We start from the raw sequence: 15,613 nt of genomic DNA, 5'->3' as shown, positions 1-15,613 counted from the left end.
ACCTGGCATCCTCACCCATCTCTGGCCGACCCGGCACCGAATTCCACGCGATGATCACCCGCCGCACGCTGCTTACCTCGGCCCTCCCGCTGGCCGCCTCGGCTGCTGGGCTGACCGGTTGTTCGAAGACAGCCGTGGGAGACGCAGGCCCGGTGCAGAGCCAGGGCAGCACCGCCTCCGATCGCCGCCTGATCCGGTACGGCGATGACGACTCGCAGGTGGCTGAGCTTCATCTGCCACCGGGTGATGGGCAGGTGCCGGTGGCTGTGGTCATCCATGGTGGGTTCTGGATGAGCAGCTACGGGATGGAACTGGCGACGCCGTTGGCGGAGGATCTTGCCCGGAACGGTGTGGGCGGGTACGCGATCGAGTACCGCCGGGTGGGGAACGGTGGTGGTTGGCCCACCACCTTCGAAGACGTTGCCGCAGCCATCGATTCGCTTGCCGCCCAGCCGCGGGTGGATCTGGCGAAGGTGGTTGCCATCGGCCACTCAGCAGGCGGTCAACTCGCGGTATGGGCCGCTGGCCGCCCCGGGCTTCCTGTTGGCGCACCGGGTGCCGGTCCCCGCGTAGTACTGGCCGGAGCAGTATCGCAAGCCGGCGTGCTCGATCTAGTGAATGCCGCTGAGGAGCAGCTAGGCGGGGATGCAGTCCAGCAATTCCTCGGTACGACGCCCGCCAAGGATCCCGCGCGCTACCGCTTGGCGTCGCCGTACGAACAAATCCCCCTGAAGGTCCCCGTCGCCCTGATCCACGGCACCCACGACCTCCAGGTTCCCCTCACCCAAAGCCGCCGCTACACCACCGCCGCCACCAAAGCCGGCGCCCCCGCAGACCTCACCGAACTCCCCAACACCGGCCACTTCGAACTAATAGACCCCCACCACCAGGCTTGGCAAACCACCCGCACCAAAACCCACCACCTCCTCACCCTCTAAACCCTGGCACCGCACCTTCTGCCACCACCCAGCACCACACCACCACCAGCACGAGCACCCGCGCACCAGCACCCAGCATCCAGTGAGCACCAGCACCCAGCACCAGCACCCAGCACCAGCACCCGCACCAGCAGTCCTCAGGTGAGGTGGGGGAGGAGGGCTTGGAGGGTGTTGGTGGTGTGGGTGTGGAGGCTGGTGCCGTAGGTGATTCGGGTGGCGCCGGCGGCGATGAGGGTGGCGGCGGTGGGGGTTGTGGGGGTGGCGTGGGCGTTGAGGGGGCCGCCGATCTCGGTAGCCAGGTGGGGGAGGGTGTCGAGCGGCGCGAGGATCGGGTAGATGCAGTCGGCGCCGGCTCGGCGGTACGCGCGTCCTCGGGCGATCGCGTCGTCCACCTGGCCGGAGTACAGGAAGTTGTCGACGCGGGCGTTGATGACGAGATCGGCACCGGCGGCAGCCCGTACGGCGTTGAGGTAGTCGGCCTGCTGAGCAGGGTCCACGAGCGCGTCGTCGACCGAGTCCTCCAGGTTGCAGCCGACCGCGCCGGTCTCCAGGAGGCGTTCGGCGAACTCCTTCGGGTCGAGACCGTAGCCGGCTTCCATGTCAGCAGTGACCGGTACGCCGACCGCGCGGACGATGCGCGCGACCGCCTCGAACATCTCCGCGACCGGGGTCAACTGCCCGTCGTCGTACCCGAGTACTCGCGCGACCGCCCCGCTGCTGGTGGCGATCGCGGGGTACCCGGCTTCGGCCATCACCCGGGCGCTCACCGGGTCCCACGCGTTCGGCAGGATCAGCGGGTTCGGTCCGTGGTGCATGGCCCGGAAGAGTTCGGCTTTGGACGGTTCGGTGGTCATCGGGCTCACCCTCGTTCGTAGTACGGGAAGAAAAAGCGCGGTCCGGCTCGTCTTGGGGACGGCCGGACCGGGTTACCAGGTTGCGGAGGCGGGGGAGCTTCAGCTGGGGTCGTAGTGGCCGGGCTCGAGGCGGCCGGTGACGCCTACCCGGTTCCAGGCGTTGATCATGATGATCAGGCCGATCAGCTGGGCGAGTTCCTTGTCGTCGAAGACGGCGGCCGCGGCGGCGTACACGTCGTCCGGTACGTGGTCGACGCTGATCAGCGTGATCGCCTCGGTGAGGGCGAAGGCCGCCTTCTCCTGCTCGCTGAAGAACTTGGGGGCTTCGCGCCAGGCGGCGACCAGGTGCAGCTTCTGGTCCTGCTCGCCGGCGTGCTTGGCGTCGAGGGTGTGCATGTCGAGGCAGTACGCGCACCCGTTCAGCTGCGAGGCGCGGATCCGGACCAGGTCGGCCAGCCGCGGGTCGAGTCCGGTGGCGGAGACGGCGTCCAGCTCGATCAGGGCCTTGTAGAACTCCGGGGCCAGGGAGGCGATCTTGACTCGGCGTTGTGTCGTCGTTGTGCTCATGTGGACAACGTTAGGCGGAGATCGGCCCAGGTGTATGGTCCACTTCCATGGAAGAAAAAGGGGCCAATTCTCCGGCGCCGGAGACGGAGCCAGCGCCGGGGCCGGAGCCGGGGACAGGGGCGGATCTGCACCTGGATCTGTCCGGGCGCCGCGGTCGCGCCGACCTCGTCGAGGCGCTGCACGAGTCGATCCGCACCGGCCGGCTGGCGGCTGGCACGAGGCTCCCGTCATCCCGCTCCCTCGCCAAAGACCTCGGCATCGCCCGGAACACAGTCGCTGATGCCTACGGCCAACTAGTAGCCGAGGGTTGGCTGACCGCCCGCCAAGGCTCCGGCACCGTCGTCGCAACCCGGGTCTCGGCCCTCCCACCATCGGCGCCCGCCGCCCGCACCCGCACCGGCGCGGGGGCGGGGGCGATGCCGGGGATAGGAACCCCGCCGGGAACGCGGAGCATGCCGGGGGTAGACACCCCGCCGGGAACGCGGAGCATGCCGGGGATAGACACCCCGCCGGGAGCGTGGAGCATGCGGGGGGCAGGAACTCCCGCCGCAGCGCGAAGCACCTCGCCGGGGGCGCGGACCGCGCAGGGCGGTTCGACCGGGTCGGTCGGGAGCCGGGGTGTGTGGGGGCAGGTGGAGGTGGGGTTTCGGTATGACTTGACGCCTGGGTCGCCGGATGTTTCTACGTTTCCGCGGAGTGAGTGGTTGGCGGCTGCGCGCAAGGCGTTGCCTTCGGCACCTAATGAGGCGTTCGGGTACGGCGATCCGCGGGGGCGCATCGAGCTCCGGCGGAACCTGGCCGACTACCTCGCCCGGGCGCGCGGCGTACGGGCTGATCCGGAGCGGATCCTGGTCTGCTCCGGCTACGTCCAGGCGCTCAACCTGCTGAGCGACGCGCTCCGGGTGCAGGGTGCGACGACGATGGCGGTCGAGGAGTTCGGGTACAACCTGCACTGGGATGTGATCCGCTCGCGCGGGCTCGATCCGGTGCCGGTCCCGGTCGACCAGTACGGCGTACGCTCCGATCTCCTGGTGGGTCAGGCCGCGTTGCTGACGCCGGCGCACCAGATGCCGACCGGGGTTCCGCTCGCGCCGGACCGGCGGGCGGCGGCGGTCGAGTGGGCGCGCGAGGCCGATGCGTTGCTGATCGAGGATGACTACGACGGCGAGTTCCGGTACGACCGGCAGCAGGTTGGGGCCTTGCAGGCGTTGGATCCCGAGCGGGTCGTCTACACCGGTACGGCGAGCAAGAGCCTCGCGCCGGGGTTGCGGCTCGCCTGGATGGTGTTGCCCGAGGCAATGATGGAGCCGGTGCTCGAGGCCAAGCGGACCACGGATCTGCTGTCGGCGACGCTGGACCAGTTGATCCTTGCTGAATTCATTGCCTCAGGCCACTATGACCGGCATGTACGGCGTTCTCGGTTGCACTACCGGCGTCGCCGGGACAAGCTGGTGGAGCTGCTCGCCGTCCGCGCGCCAGGCGTCAAGGTCGCCGGGATCTCGGCCGGCCTGCATGTCCTCCTCGACGTACCGGGGCAAGCGCTGGAGATGGTCGACCGCGCCGCCCGCCAAGGTTTGGGCATCGCCGCCCTGGACCGCTACCGCTTCGTCCCCGCACCGAACGACCGCCAAGCCATCATCGTCGGCTACGGCACCCCACCCGACCACGCCTACACCGGCGCCCTAGACCTCCTCTGCCAAGTCCTCGCCGTCTAGCCGACGCGGCGGCGCCGCCACTCCGCGTCCGCCGAATCCTCGCCGTCAGCCGACTCCGTGCGCCGCCCGCGCACGTGGAGTCTGCGGGGTCTAGGTGGTGCTTAGGGTTTGGGCTAGGGCGTGGATGTCGGTGGGGCCTACTCGGCAGCAGCCGCCGATGTAGTGGGCGCCGGCTGCCGCCCAGGCGGGTGCGAGGGAGGTGGCGTCCGAGGTGTTGCCGGTCCAGCGGCGGCCTCCGGCGTCCCAGCCTTCGCCGCTGTTGGAGTAGGCAACGACCGGCTTTCCGTTGCGGGCTGCGAGTTCGACGGCCTGCTGTACGTCCTCCGGTGCGCAGCAGTTGATGCCGATGGCAACGAGATTGTTGCTGTCGACAGCGAATGCTGCTTCGAGTGGCTGGCCTGCGCGCGTCAGGGTTCCTGCGGCGGAGTACGAAAGCCAAGCAGGGAAGGCGATCTCGTCGAGGATCTCGATCAGGACCTCGGCCTCGTCGATGTCCGGGATGGTCTTGATCGCGAGCAGATCGGGGCCGGCGGCAACGAGTAGCTCCATCCGGGGGCGATGGAAGTCGCGGAGGAACGCCTTGCTCACGCCGTACCGGCCTCTGTACTCCGATCCGTCGGCGAGCACGGCGCCGTACGGGCCCACCGAAGCAGCCACAAACCGCCGCCGCCCGCCGGGAACCACCTCATCGTCGCCGCGTTCGGCGTCGGCCAACTCGTCGCGGACTTGGCGGGCGATGGTGACGCTCGAGGTGATCAAACGTTCGGCTTCGGCGCGAGACACGCCGGCTTTGGCGAAGCCGTCGACGCTTGCCTGGTAGCTGGCTGTTGTGGCGAAGGTGGCGCCTGCTTCGTAGTACGCGCGATGAACGGCTGCGATCTCCTCAGGCGCATCTTTCAGCAGCCGCGCGGACCAGAGTGCGTCGGAGAGATCGTGGCCGCGGTCCTCCAGAGCGTTCGACATGCCGCCGTCGAGGATCTCCATCAGTTCGCACGGACCAGTTCGAGGACCTCATCGGCGCAGCCCCAGGAGAGCGTGACGCCGGAGCCGCCGTGGCCGTAGCAATGGATGACGCGCTGGCCGGCTGCAGTACGGACCGATTCGCACCGTACTTCGGGGCGGGCCGGGCGCAGGCCGACTCGGTGCCGGAGCACTTTCGCCTTGCGTAGTTGGGGAACGAAGACGGATGCGCGATCCAGGATCGCGGTCGACGTCTTCGGGTCGACCGAGAGATCCCAGGTGTCCGGCTGGCTCGTGCCACCGACGACGATGTCCTTGCCGCGCGGGAACACATAGACGAGGTCTTGCGGGCCTTCGTCGGCCATCAGCCATTCGGTCAGACCGAACTGCTCGACGGTCAGCACCTGCCCGCGAACAGGCGTGACGGTCGGATCGCCTGCGGTCAGCCGCGCACCGAGACCCGCGCAGTTGATGACCAGATCGGCATCGTTAGGAAGACCGGACAAGGCCGCTCGGGTCAGCGTTCCACCTGCAGCTTCGAGGCGTTTCACCAAATACGGGAGGTAGCTCGGCATCTCGATCACCGGAGCAGTGAACGACCAGCCGTCCTTGAATCCAGGCGGAGGCGAACCGACCCGGCGTAGGTCGCTGAGCACATCCGTCCACACCGGATCAGGAGTCACCGCATGCTTGAACTCCTGCCCGTGCCGCAACTGCACTGACGGCTCACTCTCGGCCAGCTTGCTGAACTCCTGGTACGACGCCCGCGCCCAAGCCGCGACGCGATCCACCGGAGCCGACAGATACGGATAACAGATCGCCCCCGCCACCGCCGACGTGGTCTCCAACGGAAGATCCCGAGCCAGCACGGCCACCTCGTACCCCGCCTCGGCCACCCGCACAGCACAACTCAGCCCGATCACCCCGGCACCCACCACGATCACGCGCATGTCCGCATTCTGTCCCGCCCCACCAAAACCCGCCACCACAATCGGACTGTTGCCCCCTCCAACCAACCTCTACCTTCCACCTCTGACCCGGATGCGATCGGTAGGGAGATGCGGTGGTTAGGTGGTGAGTTTGAGGGCGCGGCGTAGGTCTTCGGCGTAGGCGTGGGGGCGTTCCCAGGCGGCGAAGTGGCCGCCTGAGTGGTGTTCTGCGTACTCGTGGAGGTTGAGGAACGCTTCGGCGTACGCGCGTGGTTCTGGTTTGAGGTCGTGGGGGAAGACGGACAGCACTGTTGGCGTCTCGACGCGGGCGGGCAGGGTGACCGGTTCGGCGTACGTGCTGAAGGAGGTGGCGATCGTACCGGTGGACCAGTACGCCGTGACCCAGGTGAGTAGGTCGTCGGGGGTGAAGGCTCCGGGGTCGGACCAGCGGTCGAGCTTCCAGGCGGCCAGGCCGGCGGGGGAATCGGCCAGGGCGACGGCGAGGGTGTTGGGCCGGGTCGACTGCTGGTGGATGTATCCGCCTTCGGTCCGGAACCATTGCGCCGTACCAGCCAAGTAGGCCGCGGCTTCCGGTGGAAGAGTCGCCGGGTCGGCGGTGAGCGCCCTCAGCGGGGCGACGTTGGTGAGGTGCAGGGCGGCGACCCGTTCCGGATGATCCGCGGCGAGGATCTCGGCGACGGTGCCCCCTAGATCGCCGCCGGAGAGGATGTAGCGCGGGTAGCCGAGTGCTTCCAGGGCGCCCGCGACAAGCTCGGCGATGCGGTTGGCGGACAAGCCGCGGCTGTCGAGCGGGGCCGCGAAGGGGAAGCCGGGCAGCGCGGGAACGACCACGTGGAGATCCGTGAGAAGTGGCAGGAGGCGCTCGAACCGTAGTACTGAGTCCGGCCACCCGTGCAGGAGCACGACGACCGGGGCGTCGGGATCAGCCGCTCGTTGGTGGATCAGCCGGAGGTCGGCGCCGCCCGCGGGCACCGTCACCCAGGGCAGGTCGTTGATGCGGCGTTCGTGGATGGCCCAGTCGAAGCCGTTGGCCCAGTAGTCCAGCAGTTCGTCCAGGCGGGTGTTGGTGATGCCGCGCGTCTCGTCGTCGCCCCAGGGCGTCGCGACACGACGCGTCCGCAGGAGCCTTTTCCGTAAGTCGTCAGCCATGTGTATGAGCGTACACATTGATGTGTATGCTCGTACACATGAATTCCCGCAATGCGGCCGCCACCAGAGAGCGGATCCTGGAGCAGGCGCGGAGGCAGTTCGCTCAGTACGGGTACGCCGCTGTCACGGTCAAAGGTGTGGCGGACGCGGCTGGCGTCTCGCCCAACCTCATCACCCGGTACTTCGGCGGCAAGGATGGCCTGTTCCTGGCCGCGACCAAGGTCGAGATCCCGGTATCGGACTCCTTCGACGGAGACCTTTCCGCCCTCGGTTCGCGGCTCGCGGCGAGCATCGTGCAGCGCTGGTTCGGCGAACCCGGCGAAGATCCGCTGCTCGTCCTGCAGCGCGCATCCGGTGAACGTCCCGAGGCCGCCGAAGCGCTCGCCGCCTTCCTGGACTCGAACTCGCTCGAGCCGCTCCAGCACTATCTGCGCGCCACCGGCCTGGACGCCGCGGAGGCTCGCAACCGGGCCGCCGCGATCGACGCCTTCGTCCTCGGCGTCTCCACTCGTCGCCGGGTCCTGCGCTCCGAACTCGGCGACCCCACGGCCCTCCAGACCTGGCTCAGTACCACCATCCAGCGCCTCGCGGACAGCTGAACCAACGCCCGGCTCAGCACAGGTCGACCGCCACGGGTCGGGCCGTCTACTTCTGTAGGCGGTGGCGGGTGTTTGAGAGGTGTACGCGGGCTGCGGCTCTGGCGGCCTCGGGGTCGGAGCGGGCGATCGCGTCGTAGATGTTCTCGTGCTCCGCGATGACCCGGGTGAAGTGGGCGGGGTCGGCGGCGGAGAAGGATGGGTCCAGGCGGGTGCGCGGCAGCATGATCATCATCGGTCCGAGGGAGTCGAGGAGTTCCGGGTAGAAACGGTTGCCGGAGGCAACGGCTAGCTTGAGGTGGAACGCGAAGTCCGCCGCCACCAGCTTGCCGGGATCCTGTCCGGCCCGGCGGAAGTCGGTCAGCGCCCGGGCGATCGCCTTCAGCTGATGCTCGGTACGCCGTCCGGCCGCCAGCCCGGCCGCCTCGACCTCGAGCCCGAGCCGGAAGTCGAGCAGGTCGAGCACATCGTCGTGCGAGCGGATCCGGGACGCGTCGAGGGAGAACTCGTGCGCGGGCAGCGCGAGTACGAACGACCCGCGGCCCTGGAAGGTCTCCACCAGCCCGGCCGCCTGCAACCGGGAGATCGCCTCGCGCACCACGGTCCGGCTGACCCCGAACTCCGCCGTCAGCGAACTCTCGGTGGGGAGCTTGCTGCCCGGTTCGAGCTCGCCCGCCAGGATTCGCTCCTTGAGTCGCTCGACCAGCTCGTGCGCCAGTCCGCGCCCACCCTCGCGATCCAGACCCTGCTGCTCCTGCCGGTAGTTCATGGGGTGCCGAAATCGCAGCTGTCGACGGTCCAGGCCTTGCACTGATCGCTGGTGGTGAACCCCAGCCCCGGCCGGTCCGGCACCAGCATCCGTCCGTCTTTCGTCTCAAGGCGTTCGTTGAACAAGGGATCGAGCCATTCGAAGTGCTCCACCCACGGCTCACGCGGGTACGCCGCGGCGAGGTGCAAGTGGATCTCCATCGCGAAGTGGGGCGCGAGTTGCAGGCCGTGGTGATCGGCCAAGGTCGCCAGCCGCAGGAACGGGGTGATGCCGCCGATCCGCGGGGCGTCGGGCTGGAGGATGTCCGCGGCGCGGGCTTCGATTAGCCGGACGTGCTCGGTGACGCTGGACAGCATCTCTCCGGTGGCGATCGGGGTGTCGAGGGTGGCGGCGAGTTGAGCGTGTCCCTCGGCGTCATAGGCGTCGAGCGGTTCCTCGATCCAGACCAGGTCGAACTGTTCAAGGGTCCGTCCGACCCGGAGCGCCGTGCCGCGATCCCACTGCTGGTTCGCGTCGACCATCAGCGGTACGCCGGCGCCGAGATGCTCGCGGACGGCGTGGACGCGATCCAGGTCGATCCGGCTGTCGGGCTGGCCGACCTTGATCTTGATGCCGCCGATGCCGCTGGCCAGCGACTCCGACGCGCGCTCCTTGACCTCCTCGATCGGCGCGTGCAGGAAACCGCCTGAGGTGTTGTAGGTGCGCACCGAGTCCCGATACGCACCGAGGAGCTTCGCGAGTGGCAGGCTCGCACGCTTCGCCTTCAGATCCCACAAGGCGATGTCGATGGCCGCGATCGCCTGGGTGGCGACGCCGGACCGGCCGACAGAGGCGCCCGCCCAGAGCAACTTGTCGTACAGCTTGGCGATATCCGACGGATCCTCGCCGATCAGGTTCTGCCCGATCTCCTTGGCATGGGCGTACTGCGCCGGTCCGCCGGCCCGCTTGGAGTAGCTGAACCCGATCCCGTGCTGGTCGTCCTGGGTGGCGATCTCGGCGAACAGCAAGACGATCTCGGTCATCGGCTTCTGCCGCCCGGTCAGGACCTTGGCGTCACTGATCGGCTGGTCGAGCGGGAGGACTACCGAGGACAGCCGGAGATGACGGATCCGATCGCTCATGAAGTCATCATACAAGTGATCAACTCGTATGATGACTACACCTTGACTGCCAGCGAGTAGAGCCGGGTGATCTGGGTGGCGCCGTTGTTGTCGTCCGACATCAGGTACAGCTGGCGACGTCCGCCCGGGAGGTGGCCGCCGAGCGCCAGCGCCTCGACGTTGTCCAGTAGCGGGTTCGGCTGCGGCTGCTTCGCGATCGCACCCGATGGCGGGCAGTTGACCAGGTCGAAGAGGAGCTTCTTCTTCAGGAAGACCTGCTCCGGGGCATCGGCCAACGAAGTACGGGCGGTCACGTCAGTAGCGTGCTGGATGGAGACCGTGAAGACGCGGATGGTGTTGCCGACGCCCGGCGTGTAGGTGCGTTCCATGGAGATGAGTTCGTCGCGGTTGACGACGGCCAGCTCGACGAGGGCGAGGCCCGGGTCGGGTTTGTAGGCGTATTGGGCGACCGGGTAGTAGCCGCGCCCCGGCAGACCGGCGTACCGGATGATGCGGTTTCTTGTCCGTCCGTCGGCGTCGGTGCCGTCGGGAGCGAGCGGGCCTTCCATTCCGGCGAACAGGCTGCGTCCGTCGGGGCTGACCGCTAGCGACTCGAAGGTGGCGTTGGCCGTGGCCTCGCCGGCCGGTGCGACCTGGAAGCGCGGCGGCACCGGCAGCGAGTCGACCTGCTTGCCGTCGGACAGCCGGAACCGGCGGATCGACGGCTCCCGCTCCGACGTCGCGAGAATCGTCCGCCCGCCGCGCTCGGCGACCAGTCCTTCTCCGTCGAAGTCAGCGCCCGTGTACGGCGTACCGTCGGGCCGCCGCAGGGTCGTCATGCTCTCCACGGCGGTCCGCGGCTTACTGTCGATCGTCAACCCGAAGACCCGCGCGGGCGTGGTACCGACGTTGTCCACGAGAGCCAGCGCATGCCCCGGCCGGGTCAGGTTCAACGCGGAAAGCCCAGCGACCGGCTGCCCGTCGTACGTGGTCTTGTCCAGGCTGTCCGTGAACCCGAGGAACCGCGCGTCCGGCGAACAACTCCCACCGCCGGATCCGTGCGCACTGGCCGGTACGACGGTGAGCGAAGTGGTCAACGCGGCCAGTACCACGGTCGCGACGATGGGTGTCTGCCAGCGCATTCGAGTGCCTCCGTTGTCGACGTCGACTTGCACCGAAACCTACGCCCGGGAATAGCGGGTGAACAATGAACTCACCCGGCCCTCAACACGAACCCATCAGGAACTGAACCTGCACCGACGGGCTACTCGACGGTGACCGACTTGGCCAGGTTGCGCGGCTTGTCCACGTCGTGGCCGAGGGCGACCGATGCGTGGTACGCGAGCAGCTGGAGCGGAATGGTGAGCAGGATCGGGTCGAGCTCCGGCTCGTTCTTCGGGACCCGGATGACCGCGGCCGCGCCGTCCGGCACGTCGACACCTTCGTGCGTCACGACGTACAGCGGACCGGAGCGGGCCGCGATCTCGTGCAGCGCGCCGATGTTGCGGTCGAGCAGCTCGTCCTGCGGCACGATCGCGACCGTCGGTACGTCGGGGGAGATCAGCGCCAGCGGACCGTGCTTCAGCTCGGAGGTCTGGTACGCCTCGGCGTGCCGGTACGAGATCTCCTTGAGCTTCTGCGCACCCTCGCGCGCCACCGGGTAGCCCCGGGTCCGCCCGACGAAGAAGATGCTCTCGTGCTTGGCGAGCCGGCCGGCGATGGCAGCCAGCTCCTGCTCGGTGTCGACGATCGCCTGGATCTGCGCGGGGATCTTCTTCAGCCCCTCGATCAGCCGGCGCCCATCGGCCGGCGAAACATCCCGGATCCGACCGAGGTGGATGCCGAGCATCGCGAATGCGACCGCCATGTTGGTGAGCGCCTTCGTCGACGCGACCGAGACCTCGGGGCCGGCGTGCAGGTAGACGCCGCCGTCGACCTCACGGGCGATGCTGGAGCCGACCGCGTTGACGAGACCGATCACCCGGCCGCCCTTGCGCTTCAGTTCCTGTACGGCGACCAGCGTGTCGAGCGTCTCGCCCGACTGACTCACTGCGACGTACAAGGTGTCCCGCTCGACCACGGGGTTGCGGTACCGGAACTCCGACGCCGGCTCCGCGTCGGCAGGGATCCGGGCCACTTCCTCGATGAACTGCGCGCCGAGCTGGCCCGCGTAGTACGCCGAACCGCAGCCGAGGATCTTGACCCGCTTGATCTCCCGGGCCTCCCGGGCATCCATGTTCAGACCACCGAGGTGCACGGTGTGAAAGCGCTCGTCGAGCCGGCCGCGGATCGCGCGGAGTACGGACTCGGGCTGCTCGTGGATCTCCTTGACCATGAAGTGCTCGTGCGCGCCGCGCTCGTACTCCTCGGCGGTCCACTCGACCGTCTTCTCGGTCTTGGTGGTCGCGCGGGCGTCCTGGGTGAAGGTGCGGTACCCGTCGGCGCGCACGGTCGCCAGCTCGCCGTCGTCCAGGTAGACGACCTGGCGGGTGTAGCGGATCAGTGCGGCCGCGTCGGACGCGACGTGCATCTCGCCGTCGCCGACGCCGAGGATCAGCGGGCTGCCGTTACGGGCGACCACGATCCGGTCGGGGAAGTCCAGGTCGATCACCGCGATGCCGTAGGTGCCCTCGATCCGGCGCAGCGCGGCCAGCACCTTCTCCTCGAGCGTGTCGCCGGCAGCCTGCTCGATCAGGTGCGCGAGCACCTCGGTGTCGGTCTCGGAGCGCAGCTTGACGCCGGCTTCCTCCAGCTGGGCGCGCAGTACGCCGGCGTTGTCGAAGATGCCGTTGTGGACGACGGCGATCCGCTCGTTGCCACTGGCGTGCGGGTGTGCGTTGTCCTTGCTCGGACCGCCGTGGGTGGCCCACCGGGTGTGCCCGATGCCGAGCTTGCCGCCGAACCGCTTCGGCAGCGACGCCTCCAGCTCACGGACCCGGCCGGCGTCCTTGTGCACGCGCAACTCGCTGGAGCCGACCACGGCGACTCCGGCAGAGTCGTAGCCGCGGTACTCCAGCCTGGCCAGTCCGTCGACCAGGATCGGCGCGGCCGGCTTACTGCCGACGTACCCGACGATTCCGCACATAGAAGGTGGTTCCTTTCAAGCAGGCGATCAGCCGTAGACGATCCGTCGTAGCTGACGCGTGGAGAGTTCGGGGGAGCGCACCGGCCAGTGCCGGAGCTCCACACCGAGGCGGGCGAAGATCTCGTCGTTGCGGGCGCCGTAGGTCTGCAGTTCGCGGTGCCGGCGCCGGACGTACTCCTCGGTCGTCTCGGTGAAGTAGGCCAGGACGTCGGCGACGACGCGGCGAGCATCGTCCGGGGTCAGCCCGGTGGTGCGGCTGACCTGCTCGACCAGTTCGTCACTCGGGACGCCTACCTCGGTCATCACCCGGCCTACTCTGCAGTGTAGAAGGCCTAAAAACCAAGAATCTGCCCGAAATCGGGCACGTTTCTCAGAACAGCCGGAGGACGTCGGATTCCATGCCGCGGAGGGCGTCGTAGTCGACGGTGACGCATTCGAGGCCACGGTCGGTGGCCAGGAACTGGGCCTGCGGCTTGATCAGCTGGGCCGCGAAGATGCCGCGGACCGGGGAGAGCAGTGGGTCGCGGTTCAGCAGTTCGACGTACCGGGTGAGCTGCTCCACGCCGTCGATCTCGCCACGGCGCTTGATCTCGACCGCGACGTGCTTCCCGTCGGCGTCCCGACAGAGCAGGTCGACCGGGCCGATCGCGGTCGGATACTCACGGCGTACCAGCGTGAAACCCTCGCCGAACGTGGTGACGTGCTCGGCCAGCAGCTCCTGCAGGTGCGCCTCGACGCCGTCCTTGATCAGCCCGGGGTCCAGGCCCAGCTCGTACGACGTGTCGCTCAGCACCTCCTTGAAGGTGATGCGCAGCTCCTCACCGGCCTTGTTCGTGACGCTCCAGACGCCCTCCTCTTCCGTCAGCTTGCACGGGGGAGACATCCAGTTCAGCGGCTTGTACGAACCGCCGTCGGCGTGGATCAGGACGGATCCGTCCGCCTTCACCATCAGCAGCCGGGGCGCCATCGGGAGATGGGCGGTCAGCCGGCCGGAGTAGTCCACGGAGCATTGAGCAATCACCAGGCGCACGAGAAAGCACCGTAGTCCACTCGCCATCGGTGTGTGGTGGCGGCTGGCCGGGTTCGGGTGGGACGCTGCTGGGATGAAGCCGAAGATCAGTCTGAAAGCGCGGCTCGCGTACGACGATGTGGCCAAAGGGCTGGCCGATGCCGGGGTGGTCGAGGGCAGCATGTTCGGGATGCCGTGCCTGAAGATCGAGAAGAAGATGCTCGGCGGGCTGTACGGCGACGCGATGACGTTCAAGCTGCCGCCGGAACCGCGGGAAGAGGCGCTTTCCTTGTCGGGTGCCGAGCATTTCGATCCGGGGATGGGGCGGCCGATGAAGGAGTGGGTGGTGATTCCGCTCGAGCACAGCGAGACCTGGCCGAAGTACGCGGAGCTCGCGATGGAGTTCGTCACCGGATGAACCTGATGTGTCCCGCCCGCATCCTGCTGCTGCCCGGCGACGTGCTGGAGCCGGTGGTCGGGGAGCGGATCGCGCAGGTGTACGCGGGGTCGTTCGAGGTGGCGGCCGGGACCCGGCTGGCCGATCAGCTGGGGGTGGGGCTGACCGTCGTACCGGATCTCGTCGAAGGGGAGTTGCAGGCGATCGCGGACCTTCATCGCGGCGAGACCGTGGTGGTGCTCGGGCTGGATCTCGGGCTGCGGTTGCCGGCTCTCGTGGAGCACACCGGGGACGGGTGGACCCGGGTTCCGTCGGACAACGAGGTGACGCTGGCGGCGTACGAGCAGGCGGCGGAGAAGTTTCGCGAGACGATCCCGCACGGGCCGAGCGAGACGATGGATCGCTGGCTGGATCGGATCGGCGAGTTGGTTCCGGCCGGCGCGAGCGTGCTGGAGATCGGGAGCGGGACCGGGGAGGACGCGATCGAGCTGGAAGCACGCGGCTATCGCGTACGGCGTACTGATGCCGCCCGCTCGTTCGTCGAGATGATCCGCGCCGATGGTCATCAGGCTGACCTGCTGAACGCGATCACCGATGAGCTTGGTGGGCCGTACGACCTCGTCTTCGCGGACGCCGTGTTCCTCCACTTCGACCGGGCCGAACTGACCTCCGTACTGCGAAAGGCTCGGCGGGCGGCCGGTTGTCTCGCCTTCACCACCCGCGAGGGCCAGGGCGGCGAATGGTCCAACCGCTTCCTCGACCTCCCCAGACGCTTCAACAACTGGCAAGAACAACCCTTGCGAGACCTCCTCACCGAAACCGGCTGGACCATCACCAGCCTCGACCACCACCAGACCCGCCTCGGCAGCACCTGGCTCTTCGTCGTAGCAAAGCGCACATGAACGAAGCGGAGGCGAAGCGCCCGGTGAGCGACGCGGAGGCGATGCGCCCGGTGAGCGGGGCCGCGGGGAAGCGGTCCGCGAGTGGCGCTGCGTCGAGCTGGGTCCGGGCGGGGGTGATCTTGCGATCGTCGGCGGGGATTGCTGCTATCGAGCGGATTCGGGGTGGGCTCGTGTACTTCACGCTTCCCGGTGGGCGGGTCGAACCGGGGGAGACCGCGGAGGAGGCGGCTCAGCGGGAGGCGTACGAGGAACTCGGTGTTGTGGTGAAGCTCGTCGGGCTGGTCGCCACGGTGCAGTTTCGCGAGAACACTCAGCTCTACTACCTGGCCGAGCCGGTCAGCGGCGAGTTCGGCACTGGCGCCGGCGAGGAGATGGACAGCCCGGCCGACTCCCCGGCCGGCACCTACCGTGCCGTCTGGGTCCCGCCAGGCCAGCCCGAGCTGAAGCCGGCGCCGATCGCCGCCGCGCTCAGCGCCGGGCCCGACCTCGACCAGCTCCTCGCCACCTGGCTCACCCAGCCGCCCGCCTTCACCGAGTAGTTTCCGAACCTCCGAGACATCAGCCCGTGGTGTGAGGTTGGACTCGGTGGTGATGTGGCTCATGTGCGGACCAGTGTGGCGAC

General features: G+C 68.2%; 17 protein-coding genes and 1 pseudogene. 7 read left to right on the top strand and 11 right to left on the bottom strand.

Features of this window, described 5'->3' with window-relative positions:
- Window positions 1-50: 50 nt before the first annotated feature.
- Complete coding sequence (locus ABZ004_RS15680; protein ID WP_355680540.1) at window positions 51-938, top strand: alpha/beta fold hydrolase; 888 nt, start codon at window positions 51-53, stop codon at window positions 936-938.
- 137 nt (window positions 939-1,075) lie between these two features.
- Here the strand turns inward: ABZ004_RS15680 and ABZ004_RS15675 are convergent, their stop codons facing one another.
- Together ABZ004_RS15675 and ABZ004_RS15670 are read right to left on the bottom strand one after the other, a co-directional pair.
- Window positions 1,076-1,792, bottom strand: a complete 717-nt coding sequence (locus ABZ004_RS15675) for an isocitrate lyase/phosphoenolpyruvate mutase family protein (RefSeq protein WP_355680539.1) — start codon at window positions 1,790-1,792, stop codon at window positions 1,076-1,078.
- A gap of 99 nt (window positions 1,793-1,891) precedes the next feature.
- Window positions 1,892-2,359 (bottom strand): carboxymuconolactone decarboxylase family protein, encoded by a 468-nt coding sequence (locus tag ABZ004_RS15670; protein ID WP_355680538.1) that lies wholly within the window; start codon window positions 2,357-2,359, stop codon window positions 1,892-1,894.
- Window positions 2,360-2,406: 47 nt separating this feature from the next.
- On the opposite strand from ABZ004_RS15670, the pseudogene ABZ004_RS15665 reads away from it, so the two are divergent.
- Window positions 2,407-2,691, top strand: a pseudogene (locus ABZ004_RS15665) (winged helix-turn-helix domain-containing protein); the annotation flags it as partial.
- A gap of 372 nt (window positions 2,692-3,063) precedes the next feature.
- On the top strand, window positions 3,064-4,074 hold the full coding sequence (locus ABZ004_RS15660) for a PLP-dependent aminotransferase family protein (protein ID WP_355680698.1): 1,011 nt from the start codon (window positions 3,064-3,066) through the stop codon (window positions 4,072-4,074).
- Window positions 4,075-4,164: 90 nt separating this feature from the next.
- On the opposite strand, the gene mmuM is transcribed toward ABZ004_RS15660, so the two are convergent.
- The 3 genes from mmuM to ABZ004_RS15645 all read right to left on the bottom strand — a co-directional run bounded on the left by mmuM (window position 4,165) and on the right by ABZ004_RS15645 (window position 7,133).
- Window positions 4,165-5,058 carry a homocysteine S-methyltransferase gene (gene mmuM, locus ABZ004_RS15655; protein ID WP_355680537.1) on the bottom strand — a complete coding sequence of 298 codons (894 nt, stop codon included), beginning with the start codon at window positions 5,056-5,058 and terminating at the stop codon, window positions 4,165-4,167.
- On the bottom strand, window positions 5,058-5,984 hold the full coding sequence (locus ABZ004_RS15650) for an FAD-dependent oxidoreductase (protein ID WP_355680536.1): 927 nt from the start codon (window positions 5,982-5,984) through the stop codon (window positions 5,058-5,060). Before ABZ004_RS15650 ends, mmuM begins: the two co-directional genes overlap by 1 nt.
- Window positions 5,985-6,101: 117 nt before the next feature.
- The gene (locus ABZ004_RS15645) at window positions 6,102-7,133 is read right to left on the bottom strand and encodes an epoxide hydrolase family protein (protein ID WP_355680535.1); all 1,032 of its coding nucleotides are present in this window, start codon (window positions 7,131-7,133) and stop codon (window positions 6,102-6,104) included.
- Between the two features lie 38 nt (window positions 7,134-7,171).
- Here ABZ004_RS15645 and ABZ004_RS15640 point away from each other — a divergent pair, with 38 nt between their 5' ends.
- A complete protein-coding gene (locus tag ABZ004_RS15640) occupies window positions 7,172-7,732 on the top strand; it encodes a helix-turn-helix domain-containing protein (RefSeq protein ID WP_355680534.1) in 561 nt (186 codons plus the stop codon).
- A gap of 46 nt (window positions 7,733-7,778) precedes the next feature.
- Here ABZ004_RS15640 and ABZ004_RS15635 read toward each other — a convergent pair whose 3' ends face one another.
- The 6 genes from ABZ004_RS15635 to nucS all read right to left on the bottom strand — a co-directional run bounded on the left by ABZ004_RS15635 (window position 7,779) and on the right by nucS (window position 13,713).
- On the bottom strand, window positions 7,779-8,498 hold the full coding sequence (locus ABZ004_RS15635) for a FadR/GntR family transcriptional regulator (RefSeq protein WP_355680533.1): 720 nt from the start codon (window positions 8,496-8,498) through the stop codon (window positions 7,779-7,781).
- Window positions 8,495-9,619: a mandelate racemase/muconate lactonizing enzyme family protein gene (locus ABZ004_RS15630; protein ID WP_355680532.1), complete on the bottom strand. Its 1,125-nt coding sequence runs from the start codon at window positions 9,617-9,619 to the stop codon at window positions 8,495-8,497. The genes ABZ004_RS15635 and ABZ004_RS15630 overlap by 4 nt, the downstream gene beginning before the upstream one ends.
- A gap of 35 nt (window positions 9,620-9,654) precedes the next feature.
- On the bottom strand, window positions 9,655-10,740 hold the full coding sequence (locus tag ABZ004_RS15625; protein WP_355680531.1) for an esterase-like activity of phytase family protein: 1,086 nt from the start codon (window positions 10,738-10,740) through the stop codon (window positions 9,655-9,657).
- A gap of 122 nt (window positions 10,741-10,862) precedes the next feature.
- Window positions 10,863-12,683, bottom strand: a complete 1,821-nt coding sequence (gene glmS / locus ABZ004_RS15620) for a glutamine--fructose-6-phosphate transaminase (isomerizing) (protein ID WP_355680530.1) — start codon at window positions 12,681-12,683, stop codon at window positions 10,863-10,865.
- Window positions 12,684-12,710: 27 nt separating this feature from the next.
- Complete coding sequence (locus ABZ004_RS15615) at window positions 12,711-12,986, bottom strand: hypothetical protein (protein ID WP_355680697.1); 276 nt, start codon at window positions 12,984-12,986, stop codon at window positions 12,711-12,713.
- A gap of 67 nt (window positions 12,987-13,053) precedes the next feature.
- Window positions 13,054-13,713 (bottom strand): endonuclease NucS, encoded by a 660-nt coding sequence (gene nucS / locus ABZ004_RS15610; RefSeq protein WP_355680529.1) that lies wholly within the window; start codon window positions 13,711-13,713, stop codon window positions 13,054-13,056.
- A 73-nt stretch (window positions 13,714-13,786) separates the two neighbouring features.
- On the opposite strand from nucS, the gene ABZ004_RS15605 reads away from it, so the two are divergent.
- From ABZ004_RS15605 to ABZ004_RS15595, 3 genes are read left to right on the top strand one after another with little or no spacing between them, the layout of a single operon-like run.
- Window positions 13,787-14,110, top strand: a complete 324-nt coding sequence (locus ABZ004_RS15605) for a hypothetical protein (protein ID WP_355680528.1) — start codon at window positions 13,787-13,789, stop codon at window positions 14,108-14,110.
- Window positions 14,107-14,991 (top strand): methyltransferase domain-containing protein, encoded by an 885-nt coding sequence (locus ABZ004_RS15600; protein WP_355680527.1) that lies wholly within the window; start codon window positions 14,107-14,109, stop codon window positions 14,989-14,991. Before ABZ004_RS15605 ends, ABZ004_RS15600 begins: the two co-directional genes overlap by 4 nt.
- On the top strand, window positions 14,988-15,530 hold the full coding sequence (locus ABZ004_RS15595) for an NUDIX domain-containing protein (protein ID WP_355680526.1): 543 nt from the start codon (window positions 14,988-14,990) through the stop codon (window positions 15,528-15,530). The genes ABZ004_RS15600 and ABZ004_RS15595 overlap by 4 nt, the downstream gene beginning before the upstream one ends.
- Window positions 15,531-15,613: the final 83 nt, after the last annotated feature.

The organism is Kribbella sp. NPDC006257 (assembly GCF_040613535.1).
Lineage (GTDB): Bacteria > Actinomycetota > Actinomycetes > Propionibacteriales > Kribbellaceae > Kribbella.
The sequence above is the reverse complement of the archived record's forward strand: the minus strand, read 5'-3'. Positions and strand labels throughout refer to the sequence as shown.

What these genes read in the sequence shown, in the direction of transcription:
- ABZ004_RS15680 (WP_355680540.1), top strand. Translation starts at nt 51, where the DNA reads ATGATCACCCGCCGCACGCTGCTTACCTCGGCCCTCCCGCTGGCCGCC.
- ABZ004_RS15675 (WP_355680539.1), bottom strand. Translation starts at nt 1,792, where the DNA reads ATGACCACCGAACCGTCCAAAGCCGAACTCTTCCGGGCCATGCACCAC.
- ABZ004_RS15670 (WP_355680538.1), bottom strand. Translation starts at nt 2,359, where the DNA reads ATGAGCACAACGACGACACAACGCCGAGTCAAGATCGCCTCCCTGGCC.
- mmuM (WP_355680537.1), bottom strand. Translation starts at nt 5,058, where the DNA reads ATGGAGATCCTCGACGGCGGCATGTCGAACGCTCTGGAGGACCGCGGC.
- ABZ004_RS15650 (WP_355680536.1), bottom strand. Translation starts at nt 5,984, where the DNA reads ATGCGCGTGATCGTGGTGGGTGCCGGGGTGATCGGGCTGAGTTGTGCT.
- ABZ004_RS15645 (WP_355680535.1), bottom strand. Translation starts at nt 7,133, where the DNA reads ATGGCTGACGACTTACGGAAAAGGCTCCTGCGGACGCGTCGTGTCGCG.
- ABZ004_RS15640 (WP_355680534.1), top strand. Translation starts at nt 7,172, where the DNA reads ATGAATTCCCGCAATGCGGCCGCCACCAGAGAGCGGATCCTGGAGCAG.
- ABZ004_RS15635 (WP_355680533.1), bottom strand. Translation starts at nt 8,498, where the DNA reads ATGAACTACCGGCAGGAGCAGCAGGGTCTGGATCGCGAGGGTGGGCGC.
- ABZ004_RS15630 (WP_355680532.1), bottom strand. Translation starts at nt 9,619, where the DNA reads ATGAGCGATCGGATCCGTCATCTCCGGCTGTCCTCGGTAGTCCTCCCG.
- ABZ004_RS15625 (WP_355680531.1), bottom strand. Translation starts at nt 10,740, where the DNA reads ATGCGCTGGCAGACACCCATCGTCGCGACCGTGGTACTGGCCGCGTTG.
- glmS (WP_355680530.1), bottom strand. Translation starts at nt 12,683, where the DNA reads ATGTGCGGAATCGTCGGGTACGTCGGCAGTAAGCCGGCCGCGCCGATC.
- ABZ004_RS15615 (WP_355680697.1), bottom strand. Translation starts at nt 12,986, where the DNA reads ATGACCGAGGTAGGCGTCCCGAGTGACGAACTGGTCGAGCAGGTCAGC.
- ABZ004_RS15605 (WP_355680528.1), top strand. Translation starts at nt 13,787, where the DNA reads ATGAAGCCGAAGATCAGTCTGAAAGCGCGGCTCGCGTACGACGATGTG.
- ABZ004_RS15600 (WP_355680527.1), top strand. Translation starts at nt 14,107, where the DNA reads ATGAACCTGATGTGTCCCGCCCGCATCCTGCTGCTGCCCGGCGACGTG.
- ABZ004_RS15595 (WP_355680526.1), top strand. Translation starts at nt 14,988, where the DNA reads ATGAACGAAGCGGAGGCGAAGCGCCCGGTGAGCGACGCGGAGGCGATG.